Genomic DNA, 16,446 nt, shown 5'->3' with positions numbered 1-16,446 from the left:
GGGGGCTGAATTCCGTGGCATTTGAATTTAAACTACCAGATATCGGTGAAGGTATCCACGAAGGTGAAATCGTAAAATGGTTTGTTAAACCAGGCGATGAAGTAAACGAAGATGATGTACTTCTTGAAGTACAAAATGATAAAGCTGTTGTAGAAATTCCTTCTCCAGTTAAAGGTAAAGTACTTGACATTCTTGTAGAAGAAGGTACAGTAGCAGTAGTAGGAGATGTTCTTGTTAAATTTGACGCTCCTGGTTATGAAAACCTTAAATTTAAAGGTGACGATCATGACGAAGCTCCAAAAGCTGAAGAAGTAAAAGAAGAAGCTCCAGCAGCAGCGGCTACTCCAGCAGCAACTGCAGAAGTAGTTAACGAGCGCGTAATTGCTATGCCATCTATTCGTAAATATGCACGCGAAAAAGGTGTAGACATTCGTCTAGTAGCTGGTACTGGTAAAAACGGTCGTGTTGTAAAAGCTGACATCGATGCATTTGCAAACGGTGGACAAGTAGCAGCAGCAACTGAAGCTCCAGTAGCGAAAGAAGCTCCAGCAGCAGCGAAAGAAGAAGCTCCAAAAGCACAACCAATTCCAGTTGGTGAATTCCCAGAAACTCGTGAGAAAATGAGCGGTATCCGTAAAGCGATTGCAAAAGCAATGGTTAACTCTAAACATACAGCTCCTCACGTAACATTAATGGACGAAGTAGATGTAACTGAACTTGTTGCTCATCGCAAGAAATTCAAAGCTGTTGCAGCTGAAAAAGGTATTAAATTAACTTACCTTCCATACGTTGTAAAAGCATTAACATCTGCATTACGTGAATACCCAATGATGAACACTTCTTTAGATGATGCATCTCAAGAGATCGTTCACAAGCATTACTTCAACATTGGTATCGCTGCTGATACAGACAAAGGTCTTTTAGTACCAGTTGTAAAAGATGCTGATCGTAAATCTATCTTCACTATCTCTAACGAGATCAATGAGCTTGCAACTAAAGCACGTGAAGGTCGCTTAGCTCCAGCAGAGATGAAAGGTGCTTCTTGCACAATCACAAACATTGGTTCTGCAGGTGGACAATGGTTCACTCCAGTTATTAACCACCCAGAAGTAGCAATTCTTGGTATCGGCCGTATTGCTGAGAAAGCAGTTGTGAAAAACGGTGAAATCGTTGCAGCTCCAGTATTAGCATTATCTTTAAGCTTTGACCATCGCTTAATCGACGGTGCAACTGCTCAGAAAGCATTAAACCAAATTAAACGTCTATTAAACGACCCACAATTATTAGTAATGGAGGCGTAATAAACAATGGTAGTAGGAGATTTCCCAATTGAATTAGATACAGTCGTTGTTGGTGCAGGTCCTGGTGGATATGTTGCAGCAATTCGTGCAGCACAATTAGGACAAAAAGTAGCTATTATTGAAAAAGCTAACCTTGGTGGTGTATGCTTAAACGTTGGATGTATTCCATCTAAAGCATTAATCAATGCAGGTCATCGTTATGAGAATGCAAAACATTCTGATGACATGGGTATTATGGCAGAAAACGTAACAGTTGACTTCACAAAAGTTCAAGAATGGAAAAACGGCGTAGTTAAGAAATTAACTGGCGGTGTAGAAGGCCTTCTAAAAGGTAACAAAGTTGAAATCATTCGCGGTGAAGCTTACTTCGTAGATGCAAACACATTACGCGTAATGACTGAAGATGCAGCTCAAACGTATACGTTTAAAAATGCTGTTCTTGCAACAGGTTCTACACCAATTGAAATTCCTGGATTCAAATATTCTAAACGTGTTATCAACTCTACAGGTGCATTAAGCTTACCTGAAATTCCGAAGAAACTTGTTGTAATCGGCGGCGGTTACATCGGTATGGAATTAGGAACTGCATATGCTAACTTCGGTACAGAAGTTACTGTAGTAGAAGCTGGCGATGAAATCTTAGCTGGTTTCGAAAAAGCAATGAGCACAGTTGTTAAACGCGCTCTTCAGAAAAAAGGTAACGTAACAATCCATACGAAAGCTATGGCTAAAGGCGTTGAAGAAACTGAAAACGGCGTAAAAGTTAGCTTCGAAGTTAAAGGCGAAGTACAAACTGTAGAAGCAGATTACGTATTAGTAACTGTAGGTCGTCGTCCAAACACTCAAGAAATTGGTCTTGAGCAAGTTGGAGTTAAAATGACTGACCGCGGTCTAATCGAAATCGATGAGCAATGCCGTACAAACGTACCAAATATCTATGCAATTGGTGATATCGTTCCTGGACCACCATTAGCTCACAAAGCTTCTTACGAAGGTAAAGTAGCTGTTGAAGCAATTAGCGGTCACGCAGCGGCAATCGATTACATTGGAATTCCAGCAGTATGCTTCACTGATCCAGAATTAGCATCTGTTGGTTACACTAAGAAACAAGCTGAAGAAGCTGGAATGAGCGTAGCAGTGTCTAAATTCCCATTCGCTGCAAACGGTCGTGCATTATCATTAAACAGCACAGACGGTTTCGTACAACTTGTAACACGTAAAGAAGATGGTCTTCTTGTAGGTGCACAAGTTGCAGGCGCAGGCGCTTCTGATATTATTTCTGAGATTGGTTTAGCTATCGAAGCTGGAATGACAGCTGAAGATATCGCTCAAACAATCCACGCTCACCCAACATTAGGTGAAATCACAATGGAAGCAGCTGAAGTTGCTCTTGGAATGCCAATTCACATTGTAAAATAATATAAGCTAAATAAAACAACCGTCCCCTAGTATCTAGGGAGGCGGTTGTTTTATTTAGAAAAAATGAGTCTAAGTCTAATTTCAGATTTAGGCAGTAATATTCTATTAAAATTGTTTTATATTTTATTTACTTAATGGTTTGGAATTTGAGCATACCATCCAAAACATTTGTATTATTATATAAAAACGTTACTATATCAGCTTTTTGTTCGACTAACTGATATTGAGCACCTTTTTTGTTGGATAATGGAGATCAATAAATGTTATTTGGACAAATAGGATTTGTGACAGGATTTAAAGGAAAAATGGTATACGTACAAGATATAATACATGGACAGTACATACAAAGTCCTTCTAAATCCTATAGGCAAGTGAAGATGTCAGATATGGAGCGTATACACCATACAAACAATTGGAAGTTTTTACAAATCAGTTAGGCTATGCCTAACCGAAATTCATCCCCACCTTACCGCTGGGCTTTTGTCCGTTACGCGCTTGAAGATGGGGGCTTCTTTCGGAAATATGTTAAAAATAGGCTCTGTTCTTAAAGATTGTTGCTTTAGGAGAATAGATTTATATGTTAAAATAAAAGGAAAATTTTTCATTATTAGGAGGCATCGATATGAAATATTATGTAGCTTCAAGCTTCGGAAACATACATACAGTAAGGTCAGTTGCTTCTTCATTAAATGAAAAAGGGTTTGTTCAAACATATGATTGGACAAAGAATCAACGAGCAAATACATTGAAAGATTTGATAGAAATCGGAGAACAGGAAAAACAAGCCGTTCTAGATTCCGATTTTCTCATTGTTTTGAGTCCAGCAGGTAAAGGAAGCCACATAGAGCTCGGTATTGCTCTAGGGGTAGGAAAACCAATTTACTTATACTCTGAACATACTGACATACTTGACTTTGAAACGACTAGCACCTTTTATCATGTGAAGGGAGTTAAAACATTTGTCGGTGAATTATCGTCTTGTATTGATTTGGTATTATCAGAACAGAACATTATCAATCGTTAAATCCCAGAGATGGACTTTGCCATCTCTATTATGCAATTATTCCCATTTTTTCTACTGTTACCCCTGATGCACGTCGGAATCCCTCTAAGAACATATCCTCTGTCTGTATTTGTTTCTTGGCTTTCTTCCGTCTATACAAGAATTGATGCCAGTAGAGATAGTTATCTAGATACTTCGTCGCCACCCCGCGAAAACGGAATAACCATCCTTTCAATTGGTTATGGTAGCTATTGACATGTTGTATATGGTACAAGCCACGTTTCTCATATTCTTTCTTGCGAGTATTAATTGTGTGATGTTCCAAGCTTTTTAGCTCCGCAAACCGTTTGTAGTTGGTAGCTTCATTCGTACATAGGGAAAGAGAGCCACCTAACAGATGACCCATGACTTCATCAATTTCCGTTGCTGTAATGCGTCCGTATCCTGCCCTTTTAGACAAGAGGGTGCCATTACAGTCATGTGCGACCAATACGCAAACTTGTTCCTTACTGATACCGCGTTTGGATGCACTTCCGCCACGTTTCCGTGCTTTTCGATGAGAAATGTCACGTTTTCCTTTCTCTGACTCTAAGAAATAGGTTTCGTCCGACTCTCCAATTCCTTGCAACGGCTGAAAGCCTATCAATCGAAGGGCATACAATACCTTATGACGCCAATAAAAGGCGGTGGAAAGATGAATATCAAGATGTTCCGCAATCTTTCCAAGAGAGATTCCTTCGACCATGTATTGAATGTAAGCCAACCATTTGTTTGGATAACGAGTGCCTGCCATTGGACTTTTGGTGCAGTCATTGAAGCTGCGACCGCAATCATGACAGAGATAACGTTGGCGAGCACGATACGTTCCATTACGTTTCACAGCTTTACTTCCACAATGCACACAGGCTAGACCGTCATGAAAACGCGTTTCCCGAATGTCTCGAATCAATTGGGAACTTGGTGGGTCCGTATCTTCGAAATCATGCCCTAATGCTAAGTGCAATTTCTTTTGTTCCTCTAAGGAAAGTTGCCTCACAAACTCATATGCATCTTTCAAATACATATATGACGTCCCTTTACCGTATCATTTTTATATATTTTTGAGTGATTAGATATATAATTCATTGTATATTCATATGCATAAAATGCACCTTTCATATTCCAATGATGATCTGTTTTAAAATATAAACTTTCTAGTTCTTCATGATTAAATTCTTTCTGGAGAAATGGAAGAATATCAATTAATAAAACGACGAATTCCTTCGGAGAATTTATCTGCATCAACAGTTCGTGTATGTAATTGATGAGAAATTGTATTATAACGAACAATTGGTCCAGCAACTAATTCATGTATCCAATTTGCAGAGTTATTCATCAGCGGGGGATGGGTATCATCACTGATGAAAATTTCACTTTATTTTAATCCTGTATATACTGTTAGTTACATATGATAGTTAGATTAAAAAAGTAAAAAACACCTTACTTGTCCTTATTTTTAGGATAGTTAAGGTGTGTTTCTTTATATTATGTAATGATTTCATATGGTGCCCATATATTGTAATATAATAGGACGTGCGAAAGGAGGCAATGCCATGAGAATAACAGTGGTTTCATTCCTCCATTTCATTATATGGAGCGGATTTTCAATTGTGTTATTATTATCGGACCGTGATAAGTTGCATTACAAAGTGTTGCTCTTTTTTGTATTTTTTTATTTAGCTTATGTTATTGCTCATATTATATTGCATGCTAGAAAAAAGGCATTTTTTTTCACTATTGCAAATAGCATGCTTTTTTTTATAAGTAAGCTATTCTTTTTTACTAGTTAACGTTTATAAAAGTACATTGTTCTTCCATTAAAAAGTTGTAATTCCCCTTCTAATTTTTTTGCTAGAAATCTAGAAAATTCATTAGCTTTTCCTTTATCCCCAAATGTTGCAGAAGGCGGCAATGTAATTTGCACAAAAGATTGTTCGTTTTCTATACCTATTCCTACATAAATAGAATGATAGCGTTCATGATTAGCTTTTAAATAGAGAGTTGTCTCAGATGTATCAACTATTTCGTATGGAAAGGCAGTACTTGAGTATGTAAAGCCTATTTGTTGGCCTGTTTGAGCTGTAATCGTTTTATAATAATGAAAGAGTTGTTTTACATCGTCTAATGAGATAGATTGTTGTTTTGACTTTGGGACAAGTTTAATGAATGCGTCTTGCATAATAAGCCTCCTAATGACATGATATATCACTATTTTAACATTGTTATGAATTTTTTTACAATTGAAAAGGGATATCCCTTTTTTTGTTTAATATATACAATATGGAAAGACCAAGAAGAAAGGAGAGCGAGAGACGGTGTTTGAGAAATTATATGATGAACATGAAAAAGCAAAAGTCCGCTTTCTTGGTTTCATGACAAATGAGACTCGGTATGATTTTGGTGTAGTGTATACAACTATGTTTTTTGGTAAACCACTTGTTGTTTGTATGCAAACTGGTCGATCAACCCTCCTTGGACAGGATGATATTGAGGATGTGCAACATTTACAAGCTGTCTTTAAATTAAAAACGAGTGAAGAAGCAACGGATCTTGCGGAGTTTTTTAAGTTTCTGCTGCCACCAACATCTGTGCATGCTGAATATGAGGAATAATTGTTAAAAAGCAGTCGTAATTTAAAATATGCGGCTGCTTTTTAATTATAAATGTTTCATACTAATAAAATTAAAAAATAATTAATGTGTCATACTTAAAAACTATTGACGAAAAAAGTATAACATATTAAAATAAAGACAGAAAGTTAAGCGGTTACAAAAAAGGTCTTGGGGATTACAATAATAGGGGGAAATTTAAAATGGGAACTATCGTATGTCAAGTTTGTGAGAGCACAATTGCACATTTTGAGGATGAAAAAGTAACGGTATTATACGGAAAATGTAGCTCTAAATGCGATTGTGAGCATAAAGAGCATACTAAAGCCCAATAAATAATGAAGCGCCTGCATATGCAGGCGTTTTTTAGTGAATTGAAGTTGTATGACCAACTGTTGCAATAATGGCATCATCTCGAATCGGAATGAGTTCAAGTTGTGTTTGTATTTTCTTAGCAGAAGCAAATTGACTCATCATACGACTATCTATACGTGTTAGAAAGTCTGTTAAGTATGCTGATAAAAAAGCGAAAGGAATACGTCGTTGATTAAGCAAATCAATAACTTGATTTTCTGTTTTTACACCGACACCATGCCCATAAAAAAAGAAATTTCCTAAGTAAATTGCATTCTCTCCTTGCCATTCAATTGTTGCCGGGTTTACTTGTGGGTTTTTAAAATAAACAAGGTCACCGGGGACAATTTCTCCTCCGGTTTTTGTAATTAGTTTCAAATCCTTATCATAGTCCCACGTATATAAAAGCAAGTTTGCAAATAAACGATTAAACGTTTCTTCATCGTATAGTGCTAATAGTGACTTATAGAAGATAATAATCATCGCAGTTGCACATTCTGTTCCGTATTTTTTACCATTTGCAAAAATATCACGAATTGCGAAAGAGGGTAGCACATTAGGGCGAAGTTGAAATCCCCCTAAATGAGTGCGTTCCCAAAATTCAGGATTACAGTAAGATTGCCCAAATGTACGGAATTGAAGTCCGCTTTGAAATAACTCTAGGGCAGAAGTGATGATATAAACACGAATGTTTATATCAAAATTTAACTCATCTAATGTTTGAAAGTTATATACTTCTTGATTTCCTGTCATTATCTCTAAAATTTTTTGTTTTTCCGAAAAGAATGGTTCGGTTTCATTTTTTATATATGGATGTACAATGGAACGCCCAATTACAATCATAAGATCCCACCTATACGTTTACGGTCTTTTTCTTTTGTACTCACATACAGTAAAGACTCCCACCTCAAAATTTTAATGTGATAAAGAAGTTAGGTAGGAGAGACATTGCCTGTAAGAGTCCCATTGGTAGGGCTAACCATCAGAAAAAAAGCAAACTGATGGAAGTTTCACCTTATATCGTATGAATAGGCGAGTAAAGAGTGCATAAGAAAAATACTGTGAAAACAAAGAGGGATATGATTGTAAAGAAAAAATCCCACTTCAAAAATATGAAGTGGGGTGGGTGTTATTCGCTAATTGGTTTATATTCTTTAATAACACGTAATGTTTGTAATGTCATATCTTCAGGGCCTTGTACTGGTAATCCTGCTTCTAAGTTTTTTTGAATATAGTCTAAGTTTTCTTGTGTAATAATTTCACCAGGAGTAAAAATTGGGATGCCTGGTGGATAGACCATAACGAAATCTGCTATAATGCGGCCTGCAGCTTCTGCAAAAGGAACAACTTCTGTTTCAGAATAAAAGGCATCACGTGGAGATAATGCAAGAACAGGAATTGCTGGAATTTCGACTTGTACTTGTACGCCTTTTTCTGCACTATCTTTAAATGTAGTTGACAAATCATGCAGAGCGTGAACCAATAAATTTGTTTCTTCTGCTGTATCTCCAAGTGTAACAAGGCACAAGATATTATATAAATCAGAAAGCTCTACCTCTATATTATAATGCTCTCTTAACCATAGCTCGGCATCGTGACCTGTAATTCCTAATTCTTTTACAGAGATGATGAGCTTTGTTGGATCGTAATTAAAAGTGGCATCTGTTCCTAGTAGTTCTTTACCAGGACAATATAGATGTTCAATCTCATTTACTTGTTTTCGAACTTTTTCTGCTAATTGAATTGTTTTTGTAATAATCTCACGTCCTTCTGTTGCAAGACGCTTTCTTGCAACATCCAGCGAAGCTAGTAAAATGTAAGACGTTGAAGTTGTTGTAAGCATACTAATAATAGATTGAACATGCTTTACATTTACAAGCCCTTCTTTTACATTCAAAATAGAGCTTTGTGTTAATGAACCGCCTAATTTATGAACACTCGTTGCTGCCATATCGGCACCAGCTTGCATTGCTGACATTGGTAGTTCATCATGAAAATGAATATGAACACCATGAGCTTCGTCCACTAAAACAGGTATATTATAGGAATGAGTTAACTCGACAATTTGTTGCAAGTCGGCTGCAAAACCAAAATATGTTGGATTAATGACAAGTAATCCTTTTGCATCAGGATGCTCTTCAAGTGCTTTTTTTACAGAAGGAATTGTAATTCCATGTGAAATTCCTAATGTTGGATCAATTTCTGGATGAATAAAAATCGGTTTTGCACCTGAAAAAATAATCGCTGACATAACAGATTTATGAACGTTACGTGGTACAAGAATTTTATCGCCAGGACCACAAACACTCATCACCATTGTCATAATTGCTCCGCTTGTTCCTTGTACGGAAAAAAATGTATGATCAGCGCCAAATGCCTTCGCGGCTAAATCTTGCGCTTGTTTAATCATACCTTTTGGGTGATGTAAATCATCGAGCGGTGCAATATTAATTAAATCAATTGATAATGCATTATGCCCAATAAATTCGCGGAATTCAGGATCCATTCCTTGACCTTTCTTATGGCCTGGGATATGGAATTGGATTGGATTGCGCTTGCTGTGCTCTATTAAAGCAGTAAACAATGGTGTTTCGTATTGGGACAACTTATACACCCCTTCTTCTTAATTATTATTAATATTTATTAGTTTTGTTTTATGTTTATCCTGTTTTACTAAACGATAGTAGAGAGAAGATCTATACTACTAATTGAAGGATCACTTTATGTTCTACAAAACAAAAGCATTATATCACCTATATCGAAAGATGTATAGAAAAATAATAATGGTAATTATCATTTTTATGTAGGAAGATCAACGCGTGGCAAAACAGGAAATAGTGTATAATGCAAAGAGGGGTGGCTATGAAAAGGAATTTAGGTGTATTAACTTGGATGATGCAGAAGAGAATGGCTTGGAGTACTAAAGCATAGAGCAAGATGATCTTGTATGGGTTAGATAAGTGATGGAAAGAATGAAAGATATCCCAACTGGGCAAGAAATTATCATGATATTCGACAATAGTAATACCCAAAATCAAATGGTTTTGAGAAAATAAAGAGGGGCTATATGAGCTATTGCTCGTAAAAGCTCGAACTAAAGTTTCGCTTTATAGTACCTATGATTATGAAGAGGAACAAATACAAATTAGGGTGAAATGGAATAAATGAGGTGTTATCATGGAATATCAATATCCAATTGATTATGATTGGTCAACGGAAGAAATGGTTGCAGTAATTAAATTTTATGAAGCAATTGAACAAGCTTATGAGAAAGGATTAAAGAGAGAAAATCTTATGAGCTTGTATCGCAATTTTAAAGAGATTGTACCAGGGAAAGCAGAAGAAAAGAAAATCGACAAAGAATTTCAAGAAGTGAGTGGTTATTCCATCTATCGAACAATTCAAAAGGCGAAAAATTTAGAAGAAGAAGATATTGTTAAAATGTAAAAAAATTTTGAAAAATAAATTATGAAGTGTTATAATGTAATAACAACTAAAAACGGACAATACATGTATTGTCCGTTTTGCTTTATCGATTACAAATTTTATATAAAGTAAGGAGTGAGTGCAGCGTCGTTTCGATTTTTTTAATAAATTGTTCATCAGTAAGATTTGTAAACTCTTCTGGAGGCATATGAATTCCTACTAATAACTCTGCCTTTTTTACGGTAGATAGCCGCTCGATCATTTCCTGTAACTCTTCTAATTGAAGGGTATCATGAAATTTTACATCAGGCTTAGTATGGTCAATGGACCAAACGAAATCATTTGGTATATTCGTTTTTAAATCATTTAAATGTTTTAAAAAGGCATGAGCCGCTTCCATTTTTTGTGGGCACTCATAAATTAATCCAAAGTATATAAAAGCATGTGTACCCCATAATCCAATTTGAAAATGTGGCAACATTTTATATCCGCGTTTATTTGTTGAAAATGCAACCCAAGTATCGTTTGGTGGATTGACTTTACGACGTGCGTGTTTTGCTACATGATAGAAAAAGGATTCACCTGTTTCTTTCGTTAAGAAATGAGCAAATTGTTCACCGAGTGCTTCTAACTTCGGATGAATGTTCATTTTAATTCCAGCCATTCTTTCTTCTAGACCATCCACAGAGAACACTGTAAAATCTTTTTCTTTGAAAGTTTTTGATGTCATGGTTGTTCCTCCAACTCCTAGTTTGTTTCTATTCTAGCATAGTTTGTACAATTCATAAAAAAGAAGCTTATAAAAAATTTTCAGATAAAAATATAAATTAGTTGCATAGATGATTTATCCCACATAATATAGTATAAAACAAAAAATCAGAAAATTAAGTAAATTTTAGTTGAGGGCAAACGAATATTGGGAGGAGGCAAACGAATATGAGACAGGTAATTAATGCATTAAAAAGAACAGATGCGGAGAAGAGAATTCCGGTGCTGCGTTTAGAACTAGATTATGAATTAGCAACTCTATATGATGCAATGATGGAAAATGATGATATGAAAAAAGAAGAATGTATGAAAAAATTAGAAGTGTTAAGACTTGAAATGATTCGATTAGAAGCGTAATAATAGTGTATGTATAAAAATTTAGTTGGTGCGAACCTTATAAAGGGTTCGTTTTTTCTGTGAACTGTACAGATCGGAGTGTTTAAATATGCAAGAGGTGTGGAAAGAAATTGATGTGCACGCAAAACAATGGATAAAAGAAGCTGGACAGCACCTTGTTTCATCGTTGAAGCAATCTCTTATTATCGAAACGAAGTCAAATGCCTCGGATTTAGTAACGAATATGGATCGGGAAATTGAACAGTTTTTTATCGAGAAAATTAAAGATACCTTTCCAGAACATTATATTCTTGGAGAAGAAGGATATGGAGATGAGTTAGCTTCATCAGATGGAATTGTGTGGTTAATTGATCCGATTGATGGCACGATGAATTTTGTTCATCAAAAGCGAAATTTTGCAATTTCAATTGGCATCTATGAGAACGGTATCGGAAAAATTGGTCTCGTATATGATCCAGTTCATGATGAGTTATATCATGCCCAAAAAGGTGCAGGAGCATTTTGTAATGATATAGAAATTCCATTGTTGCAGCCAAGTCAAGTGTCTTTAGGGGTTGTTGCTGTAAATGCAACGTGGCTTACTGATAATCCTCGTCTTGATATGAGAAAGATGGCACAGCTTGTAAAAAGGGCAAGGGGAACACGTTCGTATGGTTGTGCAGCACTTGAAATGGTATATGTAGCGACAGGGAGATTGGATGCGTATGTGACGCCTCGGTTATCTCCATGGGATTTCGGCGGAGGAATGATTATTGTAGAAGAGGTTGGAGGCAAAGTAACGACCTTTAATGGCGATCCACTTCGAATTATTGAGAAGAGCAGCGTTCTTGTTGCAAGACCAGGCGTATATGAAGAGGTATTGCAATATGTACAATAAGAGTATAAAATCCATAGAAAAAACAAAAAAGTAAGAGGCATAGAAAATCGCTTCTTACTTTTTGTTGTTATCGTAGCTTACGCATTTTTCGTTTTGTTATAAATCCGTATCCGATTGTAAAAATCGTACCGATAATGCAAATAATAACACCGATTGGGCTGTTCTCAGCAATCATAATTCCTATACCAATCATAAAAATAACGCCAATGATAGCCGTGAATAAAAAGCGATATTGAATCTGTTCCATATATTTCACCCTCCAATTTCATTGTACTTTCACAAAAGTGAGAATACAACTATATTTTCATTCTTGATTTTATTTTGATTGCCATTGTATCCCCTTCGCTCTTATAATAGAGAAGGATTAAAAAGACACTAGGAGTTGGACATGTTGAAAAAACGAGAAGATTTACGAAATATAGCAATCATCGCCCACGTTGACCATGGTAAAACAACACTTGTTGACCAATTATTACGTCAAGCGGGGACGTTCCGTGCAAATGAACACGTTGAAGAACGTGCAATGGATTCAAATGATTTAGAAAGAGAACGCGGTATTACTATTTTAGCGAAAAATACAGCGATTCATTATGAAGATAAAAAAATTAACATTTTAGATACACCTGGACACGCTGACTTCGGTGGTGAAGTAGAACGTATCATGAAAATGGTAGATGGTGTTTTACTTGTTGTTGATGCATATGAAGGTTGTATGCCACAAACACGATTTGTTTTAAAGAAAGCTCTTGAGCAAAATTTAACTCCAATCGTTGTAGTAAATAAAATTGACCGTGACTTTGCTCGTCCTGATGAAGTTGTTGATGAAGTAATCGATTTATTCATTGAACTTGGTGCAAACGAAGAGCAATTAGAGTTCCCTGTTGTATTTGCTTCAGCAATGAACGGAACAGCGAGCTTAGATTCAAATCCAGCAAACCAAGAAGAGAATATGAAATCATTATTTGATACAATTATTGATCATATTCCAGCACCAATTGATAACAGTGAAGAGCCACTTCAATTCCAAGTAGCGCTTCTTGATTATAATGATTATGTAGGTCGTATCGGAGTTGGTCGTGTATTCCGCGGTACAATGAAAGTAGGACAACAAGTTGCATTAATGAAGGTTGATGGAAGTGTAAAACAATTCCGTGTAACAAAATTATTTGGTTACATGGGATTAAAACGTCAAGAAATTGAAGAAGCAAAAGCTGGAGATCTAGTAGCTGTTTCTGGTATGGAAGACATTAACGTTGGTGAAACGGTATGTCCAGTTGAACATCAAGAGGCATTGCCATTATTACGTATTGATGAGCCGACACTACAAATGACATTCCTTGTAAATAACAGCCCATTTGCAGGTCGTGAAGGTAAATATATTACATCTCGTAAAATTGAAGAGCGCCTTCGTTCACAATTAGAAACAGATGTGAGCTTACGTGTAGATAATACAGAATCTCCTGATGCATGGATTGTATCTGGACGTGGAGAGTTACACTTATCTATCTTAATTGAAAACATGCGTCGTGAAGGTTATGAACTTCAAGTATCTAAGCCTGAAGTAATTATTAAAGAGGTTGATGGCGTAAGATGTGAGCCTGTAGAGCGCGTACAAATCGATGTGCCTGAAGAATACACTGGTTCTATTATGGAATCAATGGGTGCACGTAAAGGTGAAATGTTAGACATGGTGAATAACGGAAACGGTCAAGTTCGCCTTACTTTCATGGTTCCGGCACGTGGTTTAATTGGTTACACAACAGAATTCCTAACATTAACTCGTGGTTATGGTATTTTAAACCATACATTTGATTGCTACCAACCAGTACATGCTGGACAAGTTGGTGGACGTCGCCAAGGTGTTCTTGTTTCACTTGAAACAGGAAAAGCATCACAATACGGCATTATGCAAGTTGAAGATCGCGGTGTAATCTTCGTTGAACCAGGTACAGAAGTATATGCTGGTATGATTGTTGGAGAACATACACGTGAGAATGATTTAACAGTTAACGTTGTAAAAATGAAACAACAAACTAACATTCGTTCTGCGACGAAAGATCAAACTTCAACAATGAAAAAACCACGCTTAATGACTTTAGAAGAGTCATTAGAGTACTTAAACGATGATGAGTTCTGTGAAGTAACCCCAGAATCAATTCGTCTTCGTAAAAAGATTCTTGATAAGAGTGAGCGCGAAAGAGCTGCTAAGAAAAAGAAATCTGTAGAAGCTTAAGTAATGTAGAGCTGCCTTTTGATAAAAGGCAGCTCTTTTATTGTGATTATTTTTTGAAAATTCGATTTTTGTTGTGGACAGTACTTTTTTTGCAGGGTACTCTTATAGTAGGTAAATTGGAAATGAAATAGAAAAAGTTGTTATTCATCTGCGTGAGTAAGGGGGAAAGTGTAGTGTTTGAAAAAATGTCATTTTTTGCAAAGTTGTACAATGTAGATGTCAATCCAGAAGTGGGGATGTGGTTGCTTTACGGTACCATTATTATATTTAGCATTATTGTTTATAATTTAGGGTTTGCTAGAAAATTACCTTTATTAAAGAATGTAGTAATTTATACTGTATTAATACTTGGTTGTACTATTTTAACGTTTTTTGCTATCTTTCTACCAATAGGAGAGGGACTTGTTGTAGCAATTATTATACTTGGTATGTATAAATTACGTTTACGTCAAGCGAAACAACAAAAAGCAAGCTAAAGGGGTAATGTAAAATGCGTTTTGTGCAAGATGCATTATATAATTGGTTAACGATTAAAATTGTTGCAGAAGCTCGCCCATATGATGAGGCTGCGCAAGAAACATATATGTTTTTTCATAATATGTTACTTGAAGATTATCAGTTGAAACATGTTACGGTAGAAAAAAAAGAAGATATGTATTTTGTTACATATGAAAAAGAAGGGGAAAAGAAATCAACTCGGTTTCCACTTGAACTGATCGATTGTTTTTTAGATCAGATGAATCGTGAGCCGGAAAAATATAAATAAGCTCTTATCATATTTGATAAGAGCTTATTTATATGGTGCACATAGTTATCGCGTCACATAGTAAATGGCCATCAGTCTACTATAGAGTGATGTTTGTTTTTATATTTCGGATAGCAAGGGCCTGAGTGGTCCAACTAACCATTAGTGAGGGATGAAAAAACTACTGATGGAAGTTTCATTTTATTATTACCATTGTTTAAGAGGAATAGAGAAAGGTGGTAAAGAGAAAAGTTATCTAGGAAAACGAATGGCCCTAACGATAGGAATAAAGTCTACAATAAAGACAGGTATTATATGATATGCGCAATTATTTTTAGTAAAATTTCTATAGTTATTCTACTTGTAATTACAGCATATACTCCTTTTAGTAGATTACCATTCATCCTCTATTGTTTTATCGCGATACAGTCTAAAGTGCCCTGTTGCTTTTCGTTCCAAAGTACGTTCTGTAATACGATCGGTACATTGTTTGCACATATATGTATGAATAGGACGGTTACGAAGCCGTTTCGCTATTGGATTTTCGTCATTTAAATCTTCTTTTTTATCGCAAAGAATACATTTGACTCTCATTTCGTCACCTCAGCACAAGTTCTATCGTACTTTAGTATATCATGTGTGTTAGATATTTTTGAACTATAGAAGAAAAAATAAATATTTTCGCAATTCGAAAAATAGGTTATTATATAAAGTGAAACAACTATTAGCAAGGAGCTTGAATTCTTGCTGATGGTTAGTTGAACCGTATAGGTATAGTCCCACCTTCTTGTAGTGGGAGTCTTCTTGCCTGTTAGAGCGGAATCAGTATAGATGATTATGGAGGTGGAAATATGGCAAACATAGTAGAACCAACATTAACAGCTATCTTAATGCAAGCGTTGCGTGAAGAACGTATTGTAACAATTGCAACGACTGATTTTGAAAAAGGTGTTCCAAATGTAAATGCAATTTCATGGGTATATGCAATGGATGAAAAATCTATCCGTTTTGCAGTGGATCAACGCTCGCGCATTGTAGAGAATTTACGTCATCATGCAGGACTGGTTCTTACCGTTATGGCGAATGAATCTGTATATTCTATTAGTGGTGAAGCGATTATAAAATCAGAGCGGATGGAAGGTGTGCCGCTTAAATTAACGTTAATTGAAGTTTCTGTGCAAGAGGTGCGTGACGTAATGTTTTACGGTGCGAAACTTGCTATTGAACCAAAATATGAAAAAACATACGATCTTCGCGCTGCAGCAAAATTAGATAACCAAGTTTTATCAGCGATGAAAGATGTGTGAAAAAAGGG

At 36.0% G+C, this 16,446-nt stretch carries 23 protein-coding genes; 14 read left to right on the top strand and 9 right to left on the bottom strand.

The features are described from left to right. Window positions 1–14 precede the first annotated feature (14 nt). The 4 genes from AB1284_RS15065 to AB1284_RS15050 all read left to right on the top strand — a co-directional run bounded on the left by AB1284_RS15065 (window position 15) and on the right by AB1284_RS15050 (window position 3,744). The gene (locus AB1284_RS15065; protein WP_429754093.1) at window positions 15–1,301 is read left to right on the top strand and encodes a dihydrolipoamide acetyltransferase family protein; all 1,287 of its coding nucleotides are present in this window, start codon (window positions 15–17) and stop codon (window positions 1,299–1,301) included. A 6-nt stretch (window positions 1,302–1,307) separates the two neighbouring features. Next, window positions 1,308–2,720: a dihydrolipoyl dehydrogenase gene (gene lpdA / locus AB1284_RS15060; RefSeq protein ID WP_429754094.1), complete on the top strand. Its 1,413-nt coding sequence runs from the start codon at window positions 1,308–1,310 to the stop codon at window positions 2,718–2,720. A gap of 260 nt (window positions 2,721–2,980) precedes the next feature. Continuing rightward, window positions 2,981–3,157 carry a hypothetical protein gene (locus AB1284_RS15055; RefSeq protein WP_429754095.1) on the top strand — a complete coding sequence of 59 codons (177 nt, stop codon included), beginning with the start codon at window positions 2,981–2,983 and terminating at the stop codon, window positions 3,155–3,157. Between the two features lie 185 nt (window positions 3,158–3,342). Beyond that, window positions 3,343–3,744 carry a group-specific protein gene (locus AB1284_RS15050; protein ID WP_429754096.1) on the top strand — a complete coding sequence of 134 codons (402 nt, stop codon included), beginning with the start codon at window positions 3,343–3,345 and terminating at the stop codon, window positions 3,742–3,744. Between the two features lie 28 nt (window positions 3,745–3,772). Here AB1284_RS15050 and AB1284_RS15045 read toward each other — a convergent pair whose 3' ends face one another. The 3 genes from AB1284_RS15045 to AB1284_RS15035 are packed head-to-tail and all read right to left on the bottom strand — an operon-like array spanning window position 3,773 to window position 5,098. Continuing rightward, window positions 3,773–4,786 carry an IS1595 family transposase gene (locus AB1284_RS15045; protein WP_429754097.1) on the bottom strand — a complete coding sequence of 338 codons (1,014 nt, stop codon included), beginning with the start codon at window positions 4,784–4,786 and terminating at the stop codon, window positions 3,773–3,775. After that, window positions 4,777–5,004: a DHHW family protein gene (locus AB1284_RS15040; RefSeq protein WP_429754098.1), complete on the bottom strand. Its 228-nt coding sequence runs from the start codon at window positions 5,002–5,004 to the stop codon at window positions 4,777–4,779. Before AB1284_RS15040 ends, AB1284_RS15045 begins: the two co-directional genes overlap by 10 nt. Then, complete coding sequence (locus AB1284_RS15035) at window positions 4,961–5,098, bottom strand: hypothetical protein (protein WP_429754459.1); 138 nt, start codon at window positions 5,096–5,098, stop codon at window positions 4,961–4,963. The genes AB1284_RS15040 and AB1284_RS15035 overlap by 44 nt, the downstream gene beginning before the upstream one ends. A 217-nt stretch (window positions 5,099–5,315) precedes the next feature. On the opposite strand from AB1284_RS15035, the gene AB1284_RS15030 reads away from it, so the two are divergent. Further along, window positions 5,316–5,552 carry a hypothetical protein gene (locus tag AB1284_RS15030; RefSeq protein ID WP_429754099.1) on the top strand — a complete coding sequence of 79 codons (237 nt, stop codon included), beginning with the start codon at window positions 5,316–5,318 and terminating at the stop codon, window positions 5,550–5,552. Here AB1284_RS15030 and AB1284_RS15025 read toward each other — a convergent pair. Continuing rightward, window positions 5,549–5,941, bottom strand: coding sequence for a DUF1885 family protein (locus AB1284_RS15025; RefSeq protein ID WP_429754100.1), 393 nt, complete (start codon window positions 5,939–5,941; stop codon window positions 5,549–5,551). The genes AB1284_RS15030 and AB1284_RS15025 overlap by 4 nt on opposite strands. A gap of 136 nt (window positions 5,942–6,077) precedes the next feature. Here AB1284_RS15025 and AB1284_RS15020 point away from each other — a divergent pair, with 136 nt between their 5' ends. Further along, window positions 6,078–6,374: a DUF3055 domain-containing protein gene (locus tag AB1284_RS15020; RefSeq protein ID WP_429754101.1), complete on the top strand. Its 297-nt coding sequence runs from the start codon at window positions 6,078–6,080 to the stop codon at window positions 6,372–6,374. A gap of 200 nt (window positions 6,375–6,574) precedes the next feature. Continuing rightward, window positions 6,575–6,706 (top strand): GapA-binding peptide SR1P, encoded by a 132-nt coding sequence (locus tag AB1284_RS15015; protein WP_098305665.1) that lies wholly within the window; start codon window positions 6,575–6,577, stop codon window positions 6,704–6,706. 31 nt (window positions 6,707–6,737) lie between these two features. On the opposite strand, the gene AB1284_RS15010 is transcribed toward AB1284_RS15015, so the two are convergent. Together AB1284_RS15010 and AB1284_RS15005 are read right to left on the bottom strand one after the other, a co-directional pair. After that, window positions 6,738–7,568, bottom strand: a complete 831-nt coding sequence (locus AB1284_RS15010; RefSeq protein ID WP_429754102.1) for a protein-glutamine gamma-glutamyltransferase — start codon at window positions 7,566–7,568, stop codon at window positions 6,738–6,740. A gap of 286 nt (window positions 7,569–7,854) precedes the next feature. Further along, window positions 7,855–9,339 carry an aminotransferase class I/II-fold pyridoxal phosphate-dependent enzyme gene (locus AB1284_RS15005; protein ID WP_429754103.1) on the bottom strand — a complete coding sequence of 495 codons (1,485 nt, stop codon included), beginning with the start codon at window positions 9,337–9,339 and terminating at the stop codon, window positions 7,855–7,857. A 563-nt stretch (window positions 9,340–9,902) separates the two neighbouring features. On the opposite strand from AB1284_RS15005, the gene AB1284_RS15000 reads away from it, so the two are divergent. Then, window positions 9,903–10,172: a UPF0223 family protein gene (locus tag AB1284_RS15000; protein ID WP_336483235.1), complete on the top strand. Its 270-nt coding sequence runs from the start codon at window positions 9,903–9,905 to the stop codon at window positions 10,170–10,172. An 82-nt stretch (window positions 10,173–10,254) separates the two neighbouring features. Here AB1284_RS15000 and AB1284_RS14995 read toward each other — a convergent pair whose 3' ends face one another. Next, a complete protein-coding gene (locus AB1284_RS14995; protein WP_429754104.1) occupies window positions 10,255–10,881 on the bottom strand; it encodes a YktB family protein in 627 nt (208 codons plus the stop codon). Between the two features lie 206 nt (window positions 10,882–11,087). Here AB1284_RS14995 and AB1284_RS14990 point away from each other — a divergent pair, with 206 nt between their 5' ends. After that, on the top strand, window positions 11,088–11,276 hold the full coding sequence (locus tag AB1284_RS14990) for a hypothetical protein (RefSeq protein WP_035429204.1): 189 nt from the start codon (window positions 11,088–11,090) through the stop codon (window positions 11,274–11,276). A gap of 88 nt (window positions 11,277–11,364) precedes the next feature. Beyond that, complete coding sequence (locus tag AB1284_RS14985; protein WP_429754105.1) at window positions 11,365–12,153, top strand: inositol monophosphatase family protein; 789 nt, start codon at window positions 11,365–11,367, stop codon at window positions 12,151–12,153. A 67-nt stretch (window positions 12,154–12,220) separates the two neighbouring features. On the opposite strand, the gene AB1284_RS14980 is transcribed toward AB1284_RS14985, so the two are convergent. Continuing rightward, window positions 12,221–12,400: a DUF5325 family protein gene (locus tag AB1284_RS14980; protein WP_098305653.1), complete on the bottom strand. Its 180-nt coding sequence runs from the start codon at window positions 12,398–12,400 to the stop codon at window positions 12,221–12,223. 141 nt (window positions 12,401–12,541) lie between these two features. On the opposite strand from AB1284_RS14980, the gene typA reads away from it, so the two are divergent. From typA to AB1284_RS14965, 3 genes are all read left to right on the top strand, one after another. After that, window positions 12,542–14,386 carry a translational GTPase TypA gene (gene typA, locus AB1284_RS14975; protein WP_429754106.1) on the top strand — a complete coding sequence of 615 codons (1,845 nt, stop codon included), beginning with the start codon at window positions 12,542–12,544 and terminating at the stop codon, window positions 14,384–14,386. 173 nt (window positions 14,387–14,559) lie between these two features. After that, complete coding sequence (locus tag AB1284_RS14970; RefSeq protein WP_429754107.1) at window positions 14,560–14,862, top strand: YlaH-like family protein; 303 nt, start codon at window positions 14,560–14,562, stop codon at window positions 14,860–14,862. Window positions 14,863–14,876: 14 nt separating this feature from the next. Beyond that, the gene (locus AB1284_RS14965; RefSeq protein ID WP_429754108.1) at window positions 14,877–15,152 is read left to right on the top strand and encodes a hypothetical protein; all 276 of its coding nucleotides are present in this window, start codon (window positions 14,877–14,879) and stop codon (window positions 15,150–15,152) included. A 372-nt stretch (window positions 15,153–15,524) separates the two neighbouring features. Here the strand turns inward: AB1284_RS14965 and AB1284_RS14960 are convergent, their stop codons facing one another. Continuing rightward, complete coding sequence (locus AB1284_RS14960) at window positions 15,525–15,725, bottom strand: YlaI family protein (protein ID WP_429754109.1); 201 nt, start codon at window positions 15,723–15,725, stop codon at window positions 15,525–15,527. Window positions 15,726–15,982: 257 nt separating this feature from the next. Between AB1284_RS14960 and AB1284_RS14955 the strand changes: the two genes are divergently transcribed. After that, entirely contained in the window at window positions 15,983–16,438 is a 456-nt protein-coding gene (locus AB1284_RS14955; RefSeq protein WP_429754110.1) for a pyridoxamine 5'-phosphate oxidase family protein, read from the top strand. The last annotated feature ends 8 nt before the right edge of the window (window positions 16,439–16,446 follow it).

Source organism: Bacillus sp. S2(2024), assembly GCF_050474045.1.
GTDB classification, from domain to species: Bacteria; Bacillota; Bacilli; order Bacillales; family Bacillaceae_G; genus Bacillus_A; species Bacillus_A yunxiaonensis.
This window is presented reverse-complemented; position numbering and strand designations above follow the sequence as displayed.

Bases quoted from the DNA above. Each gene is read 5' to 3' on its own strand.
- AB1284_RS14980 (WP_098305653.1), bottom strand. From the start codon at position 12,400: ATGGAACAGATTCAATATCGCTTTTTATTCACGGCTATCATTGGCGTT.
- AB1284_RS14965 (WP_429754108.1), top strand. From the start codon at position 14,877: ATGCGTTTTGTGCAAGATGCATTATATAATTGGTTAACGATTAAAATT.
- AB1284_RS15030 (WP_429754099.1), top strand. From the start codon at position 5,316: ATGAGAATAACAGTGGTTTCATTCCTCCATTTCATTATATGGAGCGGA.
- AB1284_RS15025 (WP_429754100.1), bottom strand. From the start codon at position 5,941: ATGCAAGACGCATTCATTAAACTTGTCCCAAAGTCAAAACAACAATCT.
- AB1284_RS15010 (WP_429754102.1), bottom strand. From the start codon at position 7,568: ATGATTGTAATTGGGCGTTCCATTGTACATCCATATATAAAAAATGAA.
- AB1284_RS15040 (WP_429754098.1), bottom strand. From the start codon at position 5,004: ATGCAGATAAATTCTCCGAAGGAATTCGTCGTTTTATTAATTGATATT.
- AB1284_RS15045 (WP_429754097.1), bottom strand. From the start codon at position 4,786: ATGTATTTGAAAGATGCATATGAGTTTGTGAGGCAACTTTCCTTAGAG.
- AB1284_RS14955 (WP_429754110.1), top strand. From the start codon at position 15,983: ATGGCAAACATAGTAGAACCAACATTAACAGCTATCTTAATGCAAGCG.
- AB1284_RS14960 (WP_429754109.1), bottom strand. From the start codon at position 15,725: ATGAGAGTCAAATGTATTCTTTGCGATAAAAAAGAAGATTTAAATGAC.
- AB1284_RS15055 (WP_429754095.1), top strand. From the start codon at position 2,981: ATGTTATTTGGACAAATAGGATTTGTGACAGGATTTAAAGGAAAAATG.
- typA (WP_429754106.1), top strand. From the start codon at position 12,542: ATGTTGAAAAAACGAGAAGATTTACGAAATATAGCAATCATCGCCCAC.
- AB1284_RS15035 (WP_429754459.1), bottom strand. From the start codon at position 5,098: ATGAATAACTCTGCAAATTGGATACATGAATTAGTTGCTGGACCAATT.
- AB1284_RS14990 (WP_035429204.1), top strand. From the start codon at position 11,088: ATGAGACAGGTAATTAATGCATTAAAAAGAACAGATGCGGAGAAGAGA.
- AB1284_RS15015 (WP_098305665.1), top strand. From the start codon at position 6,575: ATGGGAACTATCGTATGTCAAGTTTGTGAGAGCACAATTGCACATTTT.
- AB1284_RS15000 (WP_336483235.1), top strand. From the start codon at position 9,903: ATGGAATATCAATATCCAATTGATTATGATTGGTCAACGGAAGAAATG.
- AB1284_RS15050 (WP_429754096.1), top strand. From the start codon at position 3,343: ATGAAATATTATGTAGCTTCAAGCTTCGGAAACATACATACAGTAAGG.
- lpdA (WP_429754094.1), top strand. From the start codon at position 1,308: ATGGTAGTAGGAGATTTCCCAATTGAATTAGATACAGTCGTTGTTGGT.
- AB1284_RS14985 (WP_429754105.1), top strand. From the start codon at position 11,365: ATGCAAGAGGTGTGGAAAGAAATTGATGTGCACGCAAAACAATGGATA.
- AB1284_RS14995 (WP_429754104.1), bottom strand. From the start codon at position 10,881: ATGACATCAAAAACTTTCAAAGAAAAAGATTTTACAGTGTTCTCTGTG.